The organism is Aquirufa sp. TARAVU-A1A, from assembly GCF_054558675.1.
Window position 1 is genome coordinate 357,437 of record NZ_JBPXKP010000001.1, and the last position, 16,620, is coordinate 374,056.

Sequence of the window (16,620 nt, forward strand, 5' to 3'; positions counted from 1 at the left end):
TGTGAACTAATTCTATCGACGCCTATGTCTATTAAAAAATACCTTTCGCTTACCTTGTTGGCAGGATTGTCCTGGGGAGCTCACGCGCAGACCGCCATTCAAGGCAATGCGCAGGTGGTTCATTTGAGTTTAAGCCAAGCCGTGGACATCGCGCTGCAGCATAATTTGACGGTGAAGTCTTATGAGGTGAACTTGAAGAATGCGGAGTTGACATACCAACAAGCGAAATACAATCAATTGCCATCTTTGGGGGGAAATATTAATCAAGCGGCGAGTTTTGGCCGGTCGATTAACCCGTATACCAATGGTTACGATTCACGCAATATCAATTACAACAACGTAGGTTTGAATGCGAATTTGACCCTTTTTAATGGTGGTCAATTGCGTAATACAATCTTGCAAAATGAGTTTTCACTGAAGGCGACGCAGCAGGATTTGCAATCGATGCGCGAGAATATTGCCTTGCAGGTGGTGCTTTCGTATTTGTCTATTTTGAATGCGGAGGATCAATTATCGATTGCCAAAGCGCAGACGGAAATCACCAAATTACAAATTGAGCGTACGCAGAAATTAGTGACTGCGGGTAATTTGCCGATATCGAATGTCTTGGATTTGAAGGCACAGTTGGCCAATGAAGAATCCAATGTCGTGTCTTTTCAAAGCACCTTGGATATCAACAAATTGACCTTACAGCAATTATTGAATGATTCGAGCATTCGGGCATTTGATTTGCAACGCATTCAGGTGCCGGTTCCTTCCTCGAAGGCTTATGATTTATCGGTTGATGCAATTTATGCCAAAGCCTTGGACATTCAACCTTTAGTTCGTGCTGCGGATTTCCGTGTGCAAGGAGCCTCGAAAGGTGTGGATGTTGCGAAAGCCTTACGCCTCCCTACCCTATCGATGAGTGGAAGCTGGTCGGCGAATCAATCGAACGCATTGAAGTCGGTGGAATTATTAGGCACGCAAACGGTCAACTTAGGATCTGTGGCGATTGGCGGAACCAATTATCCGGTTTCAACGGTCCAACCGAAATATGGCGAGGGTACGACGGTGGCGTATTTTGATCAATTGAATAACACGCAGAACAAAGTCGTTTCGTTGAATTTAAACATTCCGATTTTTGCCAAATATGCGAATCGTACGCGGGTGATGCAGGCGGGCTTGCAAAAGCAAAATGCGGAAATTGAGGCCGATCGTGCACGTTTGACTTTGCGTCAAAATATTGAGCAGGCTTATGTGAATATGGTGAATGCGGCGAATAAATATGAGGCATCTTCCCAACAAGTTTCGGCCTTGGAGGAAAGTTTCCGGGCGTCAGAGAGTCGTTTTAATGCGGGGACGATTGATTTTGTGAGCTATAATTTACAGAAGACGAATTTGGATAAGGCGCGTTTGGCCTTGATTCAGGTGAAATATGATTTTGTGTTTCGGACGAAGATTTTGGATTATTACCAAGGGAAGAGTTTGACTTTTTAGTGCTAAATAGTAGAGACGCGATACTTCGCGTCTAAATAATAAAACATTAAAGGATTTATTTAACAAAAGACGCGATGTATCGCGTCTCTACAATAATTAAGAATATGAATAACAAAAAAACATGGATGATCATCGCAGGTGTGGTGATATTGATTTTTGGAGGCTTGGCTTTGGCGAAGAAGATGGAGTGGATTGGGAAGGCGGAGCCTACGGAGGTGGAATATGCCAAAGTCCTAAAAGGGACGATCGTGGAGAAGGTTTCTGCTTCAGGTAAGATTCAGCCGGAGGTTGAGGTGAAGGTGTCGCCTGATGTGTCTGGGGAGATTGTATCCTTGAAAGTTGCTGAGGGAGATTCTGTCGTTGCCGGTCAGGAATTATTGAAGATTCGTCCAGACAACTATGTGTCTTTATTAGCACGTGCGGAAGCGCAAGTGAATGCAATGAAAGCAAGTTCAGAGCAGAGCAAGGCGGTCTTAGCACAAAGCGAAGCCCGTTTGAGCAAGGCGAAGATTGACTTTGATCGGAATAACCGTTTGCACAATGATAAGGTGATTTCGGATTCAGATTTCGATCAGTTCCAGTCGGCCTATTTAGTTGCCAAACAAGATTTAGAAGCGGCGAAGGCGAATGTGAAGGCGGCCAACTTCAACGTAAAATCTGCGGAGGCAGCGTTTAAAGAGGCGAAGACAAACTTAACGAAGACAACTATTTATGCGCCACAGAGTGGGATTATTTCGAAGTTGAATGTGGAATTGGGTGAGCGTGTGGTAGGAACTTCGCAGATGGCGGGAACGGAGATGTTGCGCATCGCGAATTTGAATAACATGGAAGTGCGTGTGAATGTGAATGAAAATGACATTACGCGGGTGAGTTTGGGAGATACGGTATTGATTGATGTAGATGCATTCTCTTCGTCTGAGCGGAAGTTTAAGGGCGTGGTGTACGAAGTGGCTAGTTCGGCAAATTCGTCGGGTACAGCGCAATCGGTTACGACGGATGCGGTTACGGAATTTGAGGTGAAGATTCGCGTGTTGCGCAGTTCGTATGCGGATTTGATCCAAGGAAAATTATCGTATCCTTTGAAGCCAGGCATGACGGCATCGGTGGAGATTTTGACAAATACCAAAACGAATATTTTAACGGTGCCTTTGTCGGCGGTAACCACACGCGAATTAGGTGCACCAGCGGAAGCAAAAGAAGGCGAAGAGAAGCCAGCAGATGGAGCAGCGGTAACCACACAGGACGATGCGAATGTGGCGAAGAAACGTAAGGAGAGCACGAAGGAAGTGGTATTTGTGGAAGAGAAAGGTAAGGCTAAGCAAGTCGTTGTGAAGACGGGAATATCAGACTTTGAGAACATCGAGATTATCTCGGGCTTGAAGGAAGGCCAGGAGATCATTTCGGGTCCTTATGCGACGGTTGCGAAGAAGTTGAAGGATGGTGAAGTCGTGAAGAAAAAGGAGGCCAAGAAAGCGGATAAGAAATAATTTCAAAAAAAATGGGGGGCAATCTTGCATTTAATGAATTGTCCCCCTATTTTTGCAGTCCCAATAGGAACAAAATTCCTTCTTAGCTCAGTTGGTTAGAGCACATGACTGTTAATCATGGGGTCCCTGGTTCGAGCCCAGGAGAGGGAGCCATAAAAAGATAAAAGGGTTATACTTTGATAGTATGACCCTTTTTTATGTCAAAATTTTATATTTATAAATAAATATTTATTGTTTATCAATAAATATTGACTACGTTTGTGACATAAATTTTACGAATTATGTCAAAAGGAACCGATTTTCTTTTCAAAGTGCTGAATGTACTTGCTTGGATTATTTTTATTGGATTATGTATCGAGTCTGGCGGTTTGATAGTAAATGCCTTTGTTTCGATTTTTATCAATCCTTTAGCATCCTCCAAATTCTGGGGTGGGATGAACTTATATGAATTGAATCAATTCAACGAAAGTCATTTTATATCATTAGTTGTTCTAATGATAATTGTTTCAGTGTTGAAGTCCATATTGTTTTATTTGATTGTCAACCTTTTTCACAAAAAGAAATTAAATCTATCAACACCTTTTAATGAAACAATGGGTAAATACATTTTTAATCTATCCTATTTGTCATTTGGAATTGGCCTTTTTATTTATTGGGGAAATAATTTTTCTAATTGGTTGAAAATTATAAGTAATGACAAAATATTACCTTCTCTTCAACAAATAAAATTTGAAGGTGGAGATGTGTGGTTATTTATGGGTGTCATTCTTCTCATATTTGCAATGATATTTAAGAAGGGCATTGAAATACAATCTGAAAACGATTTAACTGTATAACCTATGCCAATTATAGTAAACTTGGATGTGATGATGGCAAAACGAAAAATGTCATTAAATGAATTGTCTGAAAAAGTTGGATTAACATTGGCAAACCTTTCAATTCTTAAAACAGGAAAAGCAAAAGCAATAAGGTTTAGCACATTGGAAGCAATTTGCAAGGTTTTGGATTGTCAACCTGCTGAAATATTAGAGTTTGTAAATAAAAAGTGAAAAATGATACCAAGAACAGAAACAATAAACGATAAGAAATTGGTTGGAAAACGAATGACAATGAGTTATGCCGATTATAGAATTGGAGAACTATGGGGTAGTTTTATGCCAAGAAGAAAAGAAATAACCAATACTTTGACAAACGATTTAATATCATTAGTCGTATATGCTCCTAATCACTTTATAGATTTCAAACCTACTAACCAATTTGAAAGATGGGCCACGGTAGAGGTTGAAAATTTCAATAACGTCCCAGATGAATTGGAAACATATAATTTATCAAGTGGACTTTATGCAGTTTTTAATTATAAAGGAATGAGTTCAGGTGCCGCAGCTTTTTTTCAATATATCTATAGCGAATGGGTGCCCAATTCAGAATATATATTAGATGATAGAGCACATTTTGAAGTTTTGGGTGAAAAATATAAAAACAATGACCCATCATCAGAAGAAGAAATCTGGATACCTATAAAAGCAAAATAAGTAATTGACTTCCTGCAATTTGACACGATGTTCAACCCTTCAATTTCCTAATAGTCACATACTCAATCATCGCATAATAGTTGCATCTTTCGTCTGTAAGGGGAGCAAAACTGCACAAGGCGACAGAAATGTCGCCTTTTTTGTTGTCCTTCAGTGAGTTAGGCTAGTTGCATCGTTCTAAATATCAAGTAAATTCTTTAATGATTTTTTTAGCAGTATGAGTATTACCCCAATTAGCAAGTTCAAGTAATAATGGGAGTAACGATTTGCCTGCGTTAGTTAAAGAATATTCTACTCGAGGAGGCATTTCAGTGAATTCAATTCTATGAATCAATCCATATTGCTCTAATTCTCTCAACTCACTAGACAATACTTTATTTGAAATCGACGGTATGATTTGGTTTAGTTTCCCAAATCGAATTGTCCTATCTCCAATACAGTTTAGTATGATGGGTTTCCATTTACCTCCAATGATACTTATTGTGCGGGTTACTGGGCAATTTAATGGGTTGTCGATAAATTTGCTACTCATAATTTGGTTACCTTTTGGTTACTTGTATTTACTAAATTAGTTACGAATGTATACCATTTGAAATAGATTTGTAAAAAAAATATAAAATGAAAAGTTACATCCAGATTATCAGTTTTTTATTAATCAAGTTCGTTTTTGTTTCCTCCGTTTTTGCTCAAACAAAATTGACTTTAGGGAAACAAGTTTTTGAATTACATAATGTGACAGGATCAATCATTAAGTTTCAAGGTGAATCTGTCCTTAAAATTGAAAGAGATTTAAACTCTTTGCCATTTGACCCCAATAGATTAGAGGCAACTGTAGATGAAAAACATTATGCAAAATTAGTTGGATTAAATGATTTTGAAAATGGAACCATTGAGATTAAGATGTATAGTCAAATTCAAGAACCATCCCCTTTTGCAGGAGCTGCCGGTTTTATTGGCTTGTATTATCGAATTGCTGCAAACGATTCTGCGTTTGAGTCAATTTATTTGCGACCTAAAGCTGGAAGAGCCCCCAATCAAATGCATAGAAACCACGCTGTTCAATATTTTTCTTATCCGAATGCAAAATTTGAAACACTTAGAAAAAATTATCCTCCTGGCTCGTATGAGGGTTCGGCACCAGTTGCTTTAAAAGAATGGATAACAATGAGAATTGAGGTAAATGGAGAAACGGCCGAAATGTTTATTAACAATATGAAATATTCCTCTTTTATCGTTGATAAAATGTTGGGTAAAGTTAAAAAAGGTGGAGTTGGACTTTATGTTGATATTGCTACAGTTGGATACTTTAAGGATTTGAAAATAATAAAAAGACCTTATAAAGCTCCAATTAAGAAAGAAGTTAAACAGGAAGGTATTTAAACTCTCTGTCAATTTGCACGAAGTTTAACCCTTTAATTTCCTAATAGTCACATACTCAATCATTGGTATATAGTTGCATCTTTCGTCTGTAAGGAGAGCAAGCCGATCAGAAATGACCGGCTTTTTTGTTTTATATTTGTTCAAACGTCGCATATGGCATATTCTGTACATCAAGCGGACCGAATACGAGCTCGGTTAAAAGGAATTCATTATTCTGAAAAGAAAATGATGGGTGGGCTTATTTTTATGGTGCGCGATGCGATGTGCATCGGATTAGATTTTGATAAAAAATGTAATGAAGACAGATTGATGGTGCGTGTTGGGAAACTTAATTACGAGAATTTGTTGTACCAACACGGAAGTACCATCATGGACTTTACTGGACAAGTCATGCGAGGATTTTTATTTATCAAGGCATCTGGTTTTGATATGGATGAGGGGCTTGATTTTTGGATTGAAAAAGCTTTGGAATTTAATCACTTATTAACCCAAGAATAAAATTATCATCATGAAAAAAATGACCTGCAAACAGCTCGGTGGAGCTTGTGATATTGAATTCTTGGGCGAGACCTTTGATGACATTGCCAATCAAAGTAAAAAACACGGAATGGAAATGTTTCAAAAGGGCGATGTGGCTCATATAAATGCAATGAATGAAATGCAAAAAATGATGAAAGAACCATCCGACTTTGCTACATGGTTTGAAAATAAAAAGGAGGAATTTGACAAGCTAAGCAATAGTTAACCCTTCATTTACCAAATAGTCACTCATACGCTATCAACACATGATAGCTGAATCTTTCGTCTGTAAGAGGGGCCTGAGAACTCAAGGTGTCAGTCAATTGACCGACTCAATTTTAATTTCAATCATTTAATATTTGCTTCATGTGATGCTCTAAATGAACAATATAATCATCTATCAAAAATTGTAATGTAAGTAAGTTTCCATCAATGAAACACGTTCGGGATAAATTTTCCCTTGGTATATTTTTGATCAGATTAATCAAATGTTTATTGTATGTGAACCAAAATCCAATCAAATCACTCGAGTTCATTTGTTGGTAATAACTAAATCGATTCCAATTCTCTTGGTCATAAATTATTTCAGGATTCGTTTCAAATTGAGCCCGGATAAATCGTTGGTGGTTATTGGTTGCGCTATCAATCAAATGGCCTAAAATTTCTTTTTTACTCCATTTGTTTGGATCATCTTTCTTTGAAAATGTAGCATCATCCATCTGATTCATTAAATCAGGAAGGGTGTCACATATAAATTGAAGCTTTTTTATTGACGTTGTTGGCATATATGTCTGAAAATCGATTTTTACTATTTAATTCTATTTTTTTCGCGGCATCTTTTGAATTTTCTCTTTCACGCTGAAAGTAAATTGGATGATCTTTGCCTGTTTTAGTATCACCTATTCCCCAGCATAGGGATCCTTAATCTTTTTAGCATGGTAGGTTAGTTCGCTGAAGGTGACCCGACAGTCTTTTCCCGTGGGCGACTGAGCGAGTAATCCGACTTGTAGCGGGTGGCTTGAATCAAAGGTAAAATGGCGGATTAAATACCATTTTTTACCCGACTCGGAATAGTAAATGGTTATCACATTATCTGCTTTGGCAATTTTAAAATAGACCTTATTTTTAGTTAGCTTAACCGAGTTACAATCATCTGAAATCCCCTTCGTGACAACCGTCACAATTCTTCTGGCTCCGGTATAATCCTTTTCAAAACAGCATTTCACCCAATTCAAACTATCAGCTTTTAACACCAAAGCCCCTCCATCCCATTTGCTCATAAATGCATGTTCGATGGCTGCCGTAAATACAAAGTTTGAGTCGGCCTTGAAAAGTAATTTGGGGGCATTGTCCGTGTTGTAGGTTACATTAGGATCCCTAAACATATCCGTTTTTTCACCCGAAAAAATCGTTATTGAATTTTTGCCTTGAATAAATTTCCTCGGTTTAATTTCCCAAGTCAAGCTTCTCGGAATTCCACGTATTTGTATGGAATCATTTTTTATGATATTGGATCGTCCGTCAACTTGGAAAAATAAGAGACAGGAGATTAACCAGGTGAATACATGCTTCATTCGATAGGAGATTAATTACTATCGTGAATATAATTATTTTTTTGAGCTTGGCGAACAGCAATAATTAGCGTCTGTGTCATTCTTGCATAAGCTTCTAATCAGTATAGTATGCGTATGATAATATGCTCATGTATTCTTCAAAATGGGGTAACTACCTACAGGTAATGTGCAAGCATTTCATATTCACTTCATATTTCACATAACATAGTCCCTCCTGTTTTAAAGCGGCTAAAGCTTTAATGAAAAGCCTCTTTTGTTCGACCTGGCTCTTCGCTGTTAAATAGCTAATATCCAATGTTTTTCCGCGTAGGTGTGCCGAGTTCTCGATGGCATTGCCATTATTTTGTTGGAGTGTTTTCACCGACTCGGTCGTCCGAGTGGCACTTGTTATCCGAAAGGGAACATATTCCAAATGCTGTTGTATACAAAGCGCGCGATAATCCTGGGATAAGCGCTTTAAGAATTTGACCCCTTTAGGTAACAAGCATGGAACGGATGCATCCATTGGTTCCACGACATAATCCTCACAGGTTTCGATTTCACGCAATACATGTTTGTCGATTAACTTGTGAATTGCCGCGAAACTTTTTTTGGGTTTGATCCCTTCGCTTTGAAAGGCTTTTTCCTGCTCTGAAACGCCATCTTGAAATAGGATATCGCATTGCTCACATGAGCTATCTCGGTTCGTAAAATATTCCCAAAGGACAATTCGTTTGATGATGCGCTTGATTTGTTTGGGATATTTAATCCCAACAATGAGCATGAGGAAAATGGTTATTGCACCGATTAGCAGGAGTATGTTTTTCAGGTTTATGTATTTCATGCTGGTGAGTTTCTGAGCTTGTGAAGATAAATATGATTCAAATCTATTAAAACTTCGCGTGCATACTTGTACAATTTGTTCCCATTTCCTTTTTGGGAACACATTTATTCGATGTCACATTTGTCACACAGCTGGAATAAACTATCTTGATTCTTGAAGTTTACACACATGGAAAAACAGGTTAAAAAATTGCGCTTTGATTTATCAGGCTATTACTTTTTCGGATTAATCTTGTTGGTATGCCTGGGTTTTTGGCCATCGTATTTTGCTAAGTTTTTCAATGGTACCGCCAACTTCTCCTATTATTTTCATTTCCATGCCACCGTGCTTATTCTTTGGATGAGCTTGTTGATTATCCAACCGATTTTAATTCGGAAAAAGCAAGTAGCGCATCATCGCTTGCTGGGAAAAATAAGCTATCTGCTGATTCCCTTGATCTTCATTTCGATCCTTTTGTTAACCCATTCGCGCATACCGCACCAGGGATGGCTGACGGATAATGATTTAGTAGGGGCGTTTAATTCATGCAAGGATTTGGTCATTTTGGCGACCGCTTTTTTCATTGCGATTCGGTACAAAAGGGATTATCAATTACATGCGCGGGGAATGATTGTCACGGGTTTGGCATTCATCGAACCGGCTTTTATTCGCTTTGCGTTTCGGGTGATTAGCGACCCATTTGTGGCCTATTTGACCACGATTTTTACGCTTTATGCGGTTTTTCTCGTGATCATTTATTGCGAACGTAAACAAGCCAAAGCGCGTTGGGTATTTCCGTTGATTTTAGGCCTTTATATGATTGCGCATGGAATGGTCCTGTTTGATATACTCTATTTGCCCTTTTGGCGCGATTTCGTATTTTGGTTTGCGCATGTACCATTAACAAAAATTTAATTTACCCAACTGCTATGAAACACATTTGCTTCTTTTTTGTCCTCTTGTTTGCTCATTCGATGTTTGCGCAATACCCTTTGACGAAAGACTTAACGGCAAAGTTTGATTTGACCTCGAAATACAATAATAAAAAATACACGCTAGAAGTATCATTGCCTGTAACCTATGATGTCAATAAAAAATATCCTGTGTATTATATTCTAGATGGGTATTACGCGGGATATATAGCGCATGGGGCACATCGATTTCTTCAGCTAGACAATTCAATCGAAGATGTGGTTGTTGTAACAATTTCGGGGCCAGAAAAAACGCCAAGTGAATGGATCATTAACAGATGGCCGGATTTTTCATTTTCACGTGACACGACAAACGATGTGAAACAAGCAAAAATGTTTAATCTACCCGCAGGGAGCACCGTTTCAGGAAAAGGGGAACTGTTTCTACAGACCCTAAGCAATCAAATACTTCCCTTCATCGAGAACAAATACAGTTTCAATGGGAAAAGGGGGATATCTGGGCATTCCATGGGTGCACAATTCGTAGCTTATGTCATGTTTAAAAAGCCAAACATGTTTGAGCGTTTTGGTATAAACAGCTCATTTCAAGGGCTTTGGCTGTCCAATGAGATTAGACATATTGAAAAATCATTTGCAGAATCAAACAAAGACTATCAAGCAAAAGTATATTTTTCATTTGGCAGCTTAGAACCCAAAGAAATGGTTGAAGATATTCGATATTTTGATGGTCAATTAACAAGTCATTACAAAAACATACAGACTAAATTTGTTGAATTTGCCGATGAAACCCATGCATCGGTCATCCCGCTTATGTTGAATAAATGTATGTGGTATTTATATAAAAAGAACTAAACTAGACAGCTAAATGAAATTCAGCCTTTCCATTATTTTGCTTTTTGCATGTGTTAGTTTGGGCAATGCTCAATGGAGCACAGCGCCCATGCACACCGACGAGATAAATTTGACGTCGGCCATAAACCACCGCACTTATAAAATTTCGGTGGCACTACCGACCACCTATACCAAAGAAAAGAAGTATCCTGTTTTTTATCTGTTGGATGGTTATTATGCCTTTCCCATCGCGAAAGAGGCCATGAAAGCCCTTAAAATGGGCAATTTGGTCCATGATTTTATTTTAGTTTCGATCGCCGGGGACGAAAAAACAGATTATGAATGGTTAGTGAAACGCTGGACCGATTACACGTTTACCCACCGACCGAAGAAAGACAGTACATTTTCGAATATGTGGAATATCAAATCGCCCGGTTTGGTTTCGGGAGGCGGAGAGACATTTTATCAAATCATAAAAAATGAAATCATTCCCATGGTCGATTCGAAGTATAGCACGAATAACGAAAGAGGAATTTCAGGGCACTCGTTAAGTGGTTTGTATGTGGCCAATCTTTTATTCAAAAGAGATGGTTTATTTACCAAATTTGGAATCAACAGCCCGTCCCTTTTATTTTGGGATAATGACATTTTTCAAGCCGAAGCTAATTACGGCCAAACGAATTTAAACGCGAAGGTGTTTTTCTCCATTGCGGAATTAGAAGATGGTTTGGATAATCTGTTGAAATTTGAAGCCGGTTTGAAAAAGTATCAAGGGTTTAATTCGACGTTTGCCCTTTTCAAAGACGAAACACATAATTCGGTTGGCCCAGCGATGATCAGTCGGACCATGCGTGTACTTTATTCCAATAAAAATTAACCCATAAATTTATTTACCATGAAGAAACTTTTATTTCTCGGGATATTATTTTTATCTCAATCGCTGTATGCGCAATTCCCTTTGACGAAAGACTTAACGGCAAAGTTTGATTTGACATCCACATTCAACAAAACAAAATACACCTTGGAGGTATCATTGCCCGTAAGTTATGATGCCAGCAAAAAATATCCCGTGTATTATATTTTGGATGGGTATTATGCAGCAGCCATCGCACACGGAGCGCATCGCACGCTTCAGTTTGAAAATTTGATTGAAGATGTGATTGTTGTAACGATTTCGGGTCCAGAAAAGACAACCAGTGAATGGTTGATCAACCGTTGGCCTGATTACACATTTTCAAAAGATACCTTGAATGATGTGGGAGCGGCAAAATACTTTGGTTTGCCCGTTGGCAGCCTCCATTCCGGAAAAGGCGAAGAATTTTTACAAACACTAACAAAACAAATATTCCCATTAATTGAGTCTAAATATAGTTTCAATGGAAATAGAGGCATTTCAGGACATTCTTTAGGGGGCCAAATCACTGCATTTTTGATGTTTAAAACGCCAGAATTGTTTAATCGTTATGGGATTAACAGCTCCTCTCAAAGACTTTGGTTGAATAATGAAATTCGAACGGTAGAAAAAAATTATGCAGCCACGCACAAAGAATATACCGCCAAAGTGTTTTTATCCTTTGGCAGTTTAGAACCTAAAGATGCGATCGAAGATTTACGCTATTTTGACAACCAACTCAAAAGCCATTACAAAAACATCGAAACCAAATTTGTCGAATTTGCGGATGAAACGCATGGATCTGTGATGCCGGCGATGTTGAGTTCTTGTATGTGGTATTTGTATAAAAAGAACTAATCTTAAATTTTATTGAAATGAAGAAACTATTATTCTTGGCAGTTATTGCCGCAAGCTTGTTTTCATGTCAATCCGAAACAAAATCAAGCTTCGATTTAGCAAAGGCAAAAAGTGAAATTGAAGCAGCAAATCGTGAAGCAGAAAATTTCATGGCAAATGGAGATTCTGTGGGCATTGCGTCCATTTATTCTACGGATGGCTATTTGATGGCGGACCATCAGAAACCGATAAAAGGGAAGGAAAATTTAATCAAGGCATGGGGAGCATTTATCCGAAATATGAATGTAGGTGGACTTAAAATCACAACCATGGAAGTTTGGGGAGATGAAAATTACCTGACAGAGGAAGGGGTTTTTGTATTTAAAACAAAAAGTGGTGAAAGTTTTGGCAACGGGAAATATTTAATCGTTTGGAAAAAAGAAAATGGAAAATGGAAAGTTCATCGTGAAATGAATAATTCAGATTTGCCTAATTAAACATTGGACAGTCTTACTCGCAAAGCGGCAATATATTTTCTGTTTAACCCTATAAAAAAATGAAGAAACTATTATTACTCGGGATATTATTTCTATCCCAAACCCTTTATGCACAAGTACCTTACGGTTCGAATAATGGTCAATATATTACAATCAAAGGGGCAAAGGTTTATTATGAAGAATACGGAAAGGGAACGCCGTTACTATTATTACATGGTGGATTTGGTTCTATTAGTAATTTCAATCAAGTAATAGGGCCTTTATCTAAGAACTACCGTGTTATTGCTATTGATAGTCCGGGCCAAGGAAGGTCAGAGCAAATTGATGCGATTAGCTATCAAATTTTCTCAGATTATTATGCAGAATTTATCGATAAAATGAAACTGGATAGTGTTTATGTTGTGGGATGGAGTGATGGTGGAAATTCTGCTTTTATTCTCGCACATGATAGACCCGATAAAGTAAAAAAAGTGGTTGCCTGTGGTTCAGATAGTGATATGTATGATGCTGCACCTGCTGGATTTGTGGAGAATATGAAGACAAGAACACCTGAAAATATTTCAGAAGAATACAAACAATATTGGCTAAATGATTTTTTAAAATTATCTCCAAATAGAAATACTTGGCAAAAGACTTTCACCCAACTTCGTGACATGTGGATCACAAAAGAAGTAATTAGTGATGACCATTTACGTAAAATTAAAAGCAAGTTCTTAATTGTATACGGAGATAGAGATGTAATCAAATTAGAACATGGTTTACATATTTATAGAACAATTCCTGGTAGTCAATTGGTCATATTACCCAATACGAGCCATATGGTATTTATGGAGAAACCAACGCTGATTTCCAATTTGATTGTTGATTTTTTAGGAAAATAGAAATCATGTACCTTTTGACACCGGCAAGTTAAAATAATGGAAATGGCCGCAACATTCAAACTATTAAGGTATCCAAACTGCACTAGGCGTCCGTCAATCAACGGACGCCTTTTTTGTTGTTCATCCATGTTTAGGGTAGCAACACTTTTTGATTATTAATTTTTACTTTAGCAAACTAAATTTTCATTTCATGGGCGAGTTTTATAAACAGATTTCAGCGACACAAGAGTCATTTATCAAAAATCAACACATGTATTTTGTTGGGACAGCCCCCCTTTCAGGCGATGGGCATATCAATGTGTCGCCTAAAGGTTTAGACTCCTTTAGAGTAATAAACCCCAATCAAGTAGCATATTTAGATGTGGTAAGCTCTGGAAATGAAACCTCAGCCCACATGTTGGAAAATGGCCGAATAACCATCATGTTTTGTTCTTTTGATAAGAAACCCTTGATATTAAAATTATATGGGAAGGGTGAAACTATTTTACCGTCCAATAAAAAATGGAATACCTATGCCAAAGAATTTGATGTATATGAAAGTACCCGTCAAATCATTGTCGTTGATGTAGAATTGGTTCAAAGTTCTTGTGGTTTTGGTGTCCCACGCTATGATTTTATCGAACATCGCGATATACATTTTTCTTGGGCCGCTCAAAAAGGTTCAGAAGGCTTGAGTCATTACATCGATGAGAATAATTTGATCAGTTTGGATGGGCTGCCAACGGCTTTGGGGCTTGAGCGAAATAAAATATAATTTAATAGTATATTTGATAGTGTTAAAATTAGATAGGACATACAGCACCTCTGGAAACCTTTTCGAACAGAAAGAAGAGGTTACGCATTATGTAGGAATGAGCAAAGAAAAAATAGGAAAGGTTTTTGCCTATTTAAATAGTGTTGCTTTTAATTATACCCTTGGAAATCCTCCTAAAATGGATAAAGCGGCATTTTCAACACGCAAAAATTAGCCATGGGGAACATTTTTAATCCAGATTTTCAAGAATTTTTATTGGCTCTGAATAAAAATGAAGTCAACTATGTATTAGTTGGAGGATATTCCGTTATCTATCATGGATTCCCTAGAACTACTGGAGACATTGATATATTTGTTGAGGTTTCGAAAAACAATTATGGAAAATTGGTACATGCCTTTGAACAATTTCAAATGCCTCTTTTTGATATGACTGAAGAGTCTTTTCTTCACCAAACTCATATAAATGTATACACCTTTGGAAGACCTCCAGTTTGTATTGAAATTTTAAAAGAAATCTCAGGGTTTACTTTTCAAGAAATTTCGGCCAATGCATTGGATACTGTTTTTGAAGAAATCCCAATGAAAGTAATTCACATCAATGACTTGAAAAGAAACAAGGAAATAAGTGGTCGAGCTAAGGATTTAAATGATTTGGAAAATCTTTCTACATTATGAACAATAGGTTCAACCACTGTCAAGCTCCTGTGCTAGCCAATCAAATATGATCGGCTTTATTGTTCTCAACATGTGCATTCTAAATGGTAGATTCCCTATCTTTAATCATTCAACTAACAATTTCATGGCGAATCAAATCTTTATCAACCTTGCGGTACAAGATCCCGAAAAATCGATGGCATTTTACACAGCTTTGGGCTTCAAGAATAATCCGCAGTTCTCCGACGAAAGTGGCAAATGCATGGTTTGGTCGGACAATATTTTTGTGATGATCCTTTCGCATGATAAGTTTTTGAGTTTTACCAAAAAGCCCATTGCCGATACGAAATCATCGATTGCCGCCTTGCTTTCTTTATCTATGGATAGTATGGAAGAAGTCAATCAAGTCGTGGAAAGCGGCTTAAGAGCAGGCGGTATCGAACCCAATGAAATGCGCGATTATGGCTTTATGGTGCAACGTACGATTGAGGACTTCGATGGACATACCTGGGAAATATTTCACATGGATATGTCGAAATTGCCGGCTTAAAAAGCCCATTCAAAAACGTGTTTAATCGGACTCTTTACTTCTTACCATGAAAATTTTAGCCTTTATTTATTCCCTCTCCTTGTTTGTATTTTCAGCTTCTGCAATGGATAATATTCAGATTAGCTTCTCCAATGATTACAAAGATGTTTATCATCTTTCATTGATTATCTACACGCCGGATGGGAAAATTCAAACACGCGTGAGCAACTTGGCCCCCAACGAAATCAAATCCTATTCCTTGCCCGCAAACACCGAGATTTACATTGCAGATAATAAACAGGAGGCTTTTGCGATGAAGGGTAATGATATTAAATCTACGGGCGTGAAGCCATACTTGGTTTTGAAGGATTCAGATGTCCAGCGTGTGATTAGCCTAAGTTCAATCGCCCATTGATCGGTTTCCAAACGAACTCGGATCCGGACAGTTTTTAGCATAATAGTCTACATCTCTTAGCGAACAAACGCCGGGATAATCGCCCTGAAATCCTTGCATATCACGAATCAATTGGAAATGCAGATGGGGTGGCCAGCCTCCATTCTCGTCAGGTTTTCCGAGGTGGCAAAGCTTTTGGCCTGCTGTAATCTGTGCGCCAACTTCCAGCTGTGCTAAATCAGAACTTGCTAGGTGTCCATATAAACTGTAGATCTTTTCCGCCGGGTGGTATAAAATAATTGTAGGCCCATAATTCCCAGAGCCTGGATTGACCTGAAAGCTATGCACCACGCCAGCTAAGGGAGCAAAAACAGGCGTTCCGGCTTCGGTCCAAAAATCCATGCCCAAATGAATATTTCGGAAATCTGCGGAGGCCGTCGCAAAGTTCTCGTGTGACTCATAAATCACACGATGTTCCAAATAACCGCCATAGCCGATTTTGCCAGCTAACTTCGCGTTAATATATTCACAGAAGGCGGATGTGTTCCCATAAATGTAGGAATTCAATTCCGTATTCGTAGCACTGAGATCGAGCGCGATACTATTCAGCGGGCTTAATGCTTCGGAAAAGAGGCGATGAATCATA

24 protein-coding genes and 1 tRNA gene are annotated in these 16,620 nt (G+C 38.2%); 20 read left to right on the forward strand and 5 right to left on the reverse strand.

Annotated features, from left to right (window positions below; translation table 11 throughout):
• Positions 1-24 precede the first annotated feature (24 nt).
• The 6 genes from V7S75_RS01605 (at position 25) to V7S75_RS01630 (ending at position 4,498) form a co-directional block, all read left to right on the forward strand.
• Positions 25-1,479, forward strand: a complete 1,455-nt coding sequence (locus V7S75_RS01605) for a TolC family protein (RefSeq protein WP_459510941.1) — start codon at positions 25-27, stop codon at positions 1,477-1,479.
• 104 nt (positions 1,480-1,583) lie between these two features.
• The gene (locus tag V7S75_RS01610; RefSeq protein ID WP_459510942.1) at positions 1,584-2,966 is read left to right on the forward strand and encodes an efflux RND transporter periplasmic adaptor subunit; all 1,383 of its coding nucleotides are present in this window, start codon (positions 1,584-1,586) and stop codon (positions 2,964-2,966) included.
• Positions 2,967-3,042: 76 nt separating this feature from the next.
• Positions 3,043-3,119: transfer RNA gene (locus V7S75_RS01615), tRNA-Asn, on the forward strand.
• 128 nt (positions 3,120-3,247) lie between these two features.
• Positions 3,248-3,802 carry a DUF2975 domain-containing protein gene (locus V7S75_RS01620; RefSeq protein WP_459510943.1) on the forward strand — a complete coding sequence of 185 codons (555 nt, stop codon included), beginning with the start codon at positions 3,248-3,250 and terminating at the stop codon, positions 3,800-3,802.
• Positions 3,803-3,805: 3 nt separating this feature from the next.
• Positions 3,806-4,015 (forward strand): helix-turn-helix domain-containing protein, encoded by a 210-nt coding sequence (locus tag V7S75_RS01625; RefSeq protein ID WP_459510944.1) that lies wholly within the window; start codon positions 3,806-3,808, stop codon positions 4,013-4,015.
• A gap of 3 nt (positions 4,016-4,018) precedes the next feature.
• Positions 4,019-4,498 (forward strand): GyrI-like domain-containing protein, encoded by a 480-nt coding sequence (locus V7S75_RS01630; protein WP_459510945.1) that lies wholly within the window; start codon positions 4,019-4,021, stop codon positions 4,496-4,498.
• Between the two features lie 184 nt (positions 4,499-4,682).
• On the opposite strand, the gene V7S75_RS01635 is transcribed toward V7S75_RS01630, so the two are convergent.
• Positions 4,683-5,030: a winged helix-turn-helix transcriptional regulator gene (locus V7S75_RS01635; protein ID WP_459510946.1), complete on the reverse strand. Its 348-nt coding sequence runs from the start codon at positions 5,028-5,030 to the stop codon at positions 4,683-4,685.
• Positions 5,031-5,116: 86 nt separating this feature from the next.
• Between V7S75_RS01635 and V7S75_RS01640 the strand changes: the two genes are divergently transcribed.
• The 3 genes from V7S75_RS01640 (at position 5,117) to V7S75_RS01650 (ending at position 6,623) form a co-directional block, all read left to right on the forward strand.
• Positions 5,117-5,878: a LamG domain-containing protein gene (locus V7S75_RS01640; protein ID WP_459510947.1), complete on the forward strand. Its 762-nt coding sequence runs from the start codon at positions 5,117-5,119 to the stop codon at positions 5,876-5,878.
• 153 nt (positions 5,879-6,031) lie between these two features.
• The gene (locus V7S75_RS01645) at positions 6,032-6,376 is read left to right on the forward strand and encodes a TfoX/Sxy family protein (RefSeq protein ID WP_459510948.1); all 345 of its coding nucleotides are present in this window, start codon (positions 6,032-6,034) and stop codon (positions 6,374-6,376) included.
• 10 nt (positions 6,377-6,386) lie between these two features.
• On the forward strand, positions 6,387-6,623 hold the full coding sequence (locus tag V7S75_RS01650) for a DUF1059 domain-containing protein (RefSeq protein ID WP_459510949.1): 237 nt from the start codon (positions 6,387-6,389) through the stop codon (positions 6,621-6,623).
• Between the two features lie 118 nt (positions 6,624-6,741).
• Here V7S75_RS01650 and V7S75_RS01655 read toward each other — a convergent pair whose 3' ends face one another.
• The 3 genes from V7S75_RS01655 to V7S75_RS01665 form a co-directional block, all read right to left on the reverse strand.
• Positions 6,742-7,182 (reverse strand): DinB family protein, encoded by a 441-nt coding sequence (locus V7S75_RS01655; protein WP_459510950.1) that lies wholly within the window; start codon positions 7,180-7,182, stop codon positions 6,742-6,744.
• 114 nt (positions 7,183-7,296) lie between these two features.
• Complete coding sequence (locus V7S75_RS01660; protein ID WP_459510951.1) at positions 7,297-7,971, reverse strand: DUF1349 domain-containing protein; 675 nt, start codon at positions 7,969-7,971, stop codon at positions 7,297-7,299.
• A 151-nt stretch (positions 7,972-8,122) separates the two neighbouring features.
• Positions 8,123-8,794, reverse strand: a complete 672-nt coding sequence (locus V7S75_RS01665; RefSeq protein ID WP_459510952.1) for a DUF5715 family protein — start codon at positions 8,792-8,794, stop codon at positions 8,123-8,125.
• Positions 8,795-8,962: 168 nt separating this feature from the next.
• Between V7S75_RS01665 and V7S75_RS01670 the strand changes: the two genes are divergently transcribed.
• The 11 genes from V7S75_RS01670 (at position 8,963) to V7S75_RS01720 (ending at position 15,995) form a co-directional block, all read left to right on the forward strand.
• Positions 8,963-9,688: a hypothetical protein gene (locus V7S75_RS01670; RefSeq protein ID WP_459510953.1), complete on the forward strand. Its 726-nt coding sequence runs from the start codon at positions 8,963-8,965 to the stop codon at positions 9,686-9,688.
• 14 nt (positions 9,689-9,702) lie between these two features.
• Positions 9,703-10,557: an alpha/beta hydrolase gene (locus V7S75_RS01675; RefSeq protein ID WP_459510954.1), complete on the forward strand. Its 855-nt coding sequence runs from the start codon at positions 9,703-9,705 to the stop codon at positions 10,555-10,557.
• 13 nt (positions 10,558-10,570) lie between these two features.
• Positions 10,571-11,413: an alpha/beta hydrolase gene (locus V7S75_RS01680; RefSeq protein ID WP_459510955.1), complete on the forward strand. Its 843-nt coding sequence runs from the start codon at positions 10,571-10,573 to the stop codon at positions 11,411-11,413.
• An 18-nt stretch (positions 11,414-11,431) separates the two neighbouring features.
• The gene (locus V7S75_RS01685; protein WP_459510956.1) at positions 11,432-12,286 is read left to right on the forward strand and encodes an alpha/beta hydrolase; all 855 of its coding nucleotides are present in this window, start codon (positions 11,432-11,434) and stop codon (positions 12,284-12,286) included.
• Between the two features lie 17 nt (positions 12,287-12,303).
• Entirely contained in the window at positions 12,304-12,762 is a 459-nt protein-coding gene (locus V7S75_RS01690) for a YybH family protein (RefSeq protein ID WP_459510957.1), read from the forward strand.
• A 59-nt stretch (positions 12,763-12,821) separates the two neighbouring features.
• Entirely contained in the window at positions 12,822-13,643 is an 822-nt protein-coding gene (locus tag V7S75_RS01695; protein WP_459510958.1) for an alpha/beta fold hydrolase, read from the forward strand.
• A gap of 190 nt (positions 13,644-13,833) precedes the next feature.
• Positions 13,834-14,397 carry a pyridoxamine 5'-phosphate oxidase family protein gene (locus V7S75_RS01700; RefSeq protein WP_459510959.1) on the forward strand — a complete coding sequence of 188 codons (564 nt, stop codon included), beginning with the start codon at positions 13,834-13,836 and terminating at the stop codon, positions 14,395-14,397.
• Between the two features lie 19 nt (positions 14,398-14,416).
• Complete coding sequence (locus V7S75_RS01705; protein ID WP_459510960.1) at positions 14,417-14,611, forward strand: hypothetical protein; 195 nt, start codon at positions 14,417-14,419, stop codon at positions 14,609-14,611.
• A 2-nt stretch (positions 14,612-14,613) separates the two neighbouring features.
• Positions 14,614-15,072: a hypothetical protein gene (locus V7S75_RS01710; RefSeq protein ID WP_459510961.1), complete on the forward strand. Its 459-nt coding sequence runs from the start codon at positions 14,614-14,616 to the stop codon at positions 15,070-15,072.
• 124 nt (positions 15,073-15,196) lie between these two features.
• Complete coding sequence (locus V7S75_RS01715; RefSeq protein WP_459510962.1) at positions 15,197-15,601, forward strand: VOC family protein; 405 nt, start codon at positions 15,197-15,199, stop codon at positions 15,599-15,601.
• A 46-nt stretch (positions 15,602-15,647) separates the two neighbouring features.
• A complete protein-coding gene (locus V7S75_RS01720; RefSeq protein ID WP_459510963.1) occupies positions 15,648-15,995 on the forward strand; it encodes a hypothetical protein in 348 nt (115 codons plus the stop codon).
• On the opposite strand, the gene V7S75_RS01725 is transcribed toward V7S75_RS01720, so the two are convergent.
• Positions 15,981-16,619 carry a peptidoglycan DD-metalloendopeptidase family protein gene (locus tag V7S75_RS01725; RefSeq protein WP_459510964.1) on the reverse strand — a complete coding sequence of 213 codons (639 nt, stop codon included), beginning with the start codon at positions 16,617-16,619 and terminating at the stop codon, positions 15,981-15,983. The two genes, V7S75_RS01720 and V7S75_RS01725, sit on opposite strands and share 15 nt — an antisense overlap.
• Between the last annotated feature and the right edge of the window lies 1 nt (position 16,620).

Coding starts and splice junctions, on each gene's coding strand:
- V7S75_RS01720 (WP_459510963.1), top strand. CDS start 15,648: ATGAAAATTTTAGCCTTTATTTATTCCCTCTCCTTGTTTGTATTTTCA.
- V7S75_RS01675 (WP_459510954.1), top strand. CDS start 9,703: ATGAAACACATTTGCTTCTTTTTTGTCCTCTTGTTTGCTCATTCGATG.
- V7S75_RS01630 (WP_459510945.1), top strand. CDS start 4,019: ATGATACCAAGAACAGAAACAATAAACGATAAGAAATTGGTTGGAAAA.
- V7S75_RS01625 (WP_459510944.1), top strand. CDS start 3,806: ATGCCAATTATAGTAAACTTGGATGTGATGATGGCAAAACGAAAAATG.
- V7S75_RS01725 (WP_459510964.1), bottom strand. CDS start 16,619: ATGATTCATCGCCTCTTTTCCGAAGCATTAAGCCCGCTGAATAGTATC.
- V7S75_RS01635 (WP_459510946.1), bottom strand. CDS start 5,030: ATGAGTAGCAAATTTATCGACAACCCATTAAATTGCCCAGTAACCCGC.
- V7S75_RS01610 (WP_459510942.1), top strand. CDS start 1,584: ATGAATAACAAAAAAACATGGATGATCATCGCAGGTGTGGTGATATTG.
- V7S75_RS01620 (WP_459510943.1), top strand. CDS start 3,248: ATGTCAAAAGGAACCGATTTTCTTTTCAAAGTGCTGAATGTACTTGCT.
- V7S75_RS01690 (WP_459510957.1), top strand. CDS start 12,304: ATGAAGAAACTATTATTCTTGGCAGTTATTGCCGCAAGCTTGTTTTCA.
- V7S75_RS01685 (WP_459510956.1), top strand. CDS start 11,432: ATGAAGAAACTTTTATTTCTCGGGATATTATTTTTATCTCAATCGCTG.
- V7S75_RS01715 (WP_459510962.1), top strand. CDS start 15,197: ATGGCGAATCAAATCTTTATCAACCTTGCGGTACAAGATCCCGAAAAA.
- V7S75_RS01605 (WP_459510941.1), top strand. CDS start 25: ATGTCTATTAAAAAATACCTTTCGCTTACCTTGTTGGCAGGATTGTCC.
- V7S75_RS01660 (WP_459510951.1), bottom strand. CDS start 7,971: ATGAAGCATGTATTCACCTGGTTAATCTCCTGTCTCTTATTTTTCCAA.
- V7S75_RS01645 (WP_459510948.1), top strand. CDS start 6,032: ATGGCATATTCTGTACATCAAGCGGACCGAATACGAGCTCGGTTAAAA.
- V7S75_RS01655 (WP_459510950.1), bottom strand. CDS start 7,182: ATGCCAACAACGTCAATAAAAAAGCTTCAATTTATATGTGACACCCTT.
- V7S75_RS01695 (WP_459510958.1), top strand. CDS start 12,822: ATGAAGAAACTATTATTACTCGGGATATTATTTCTATCCCAAACCCTT.
- V7S75_RS01665 (WP_459510952.1), bottom strand. CDS start 8,794: ATGAAATACATAAACCTGAAAAACATACTCCTGCTAATCGGTGCAATA.
- V7S75_RS01640 (WP_459510947.1), top strand. CDS start 5,117: ATGAAAAGTTACATCCAGATTATCAGTTTTTTATTAATCAAGTTCGTT.
- V7S75_RS01670 (WP_459510953.1), top strand. CDS start 8,963: ATGGAAAAACAGGTTAAAAAATTGCGCTTTGATTTATCAGGCTATTAC.
- V7S75_RS01680 (WP_459510955.1), top strand. CDS start 10,571: ATGAAATTCAGCCTTTCCATTATTTTGCTTTTTGCATGTGTTAGTTTG.
- V7S75_RS01710 (WP_459510961.1), top strand. CDS start 14,614: ATGGGGAACATTTTTAATCCAGATTTTCAAGAATTTTTATTGGCTCTG.
- V7S75_RS01650 (WP_459510949.1), top strand. CDS start 6,387: ATGAAAAAAATGACCTGCAAACAGCTCGGTGGAGCTTGTGATATTGAA.
- V7S75_RS01700 (WP_459510959.1), top strand. CDS start 13,834: ATGGGCGAGTTTTATAAACAGATTTCAGCGACACAAGAGTCATTTATC.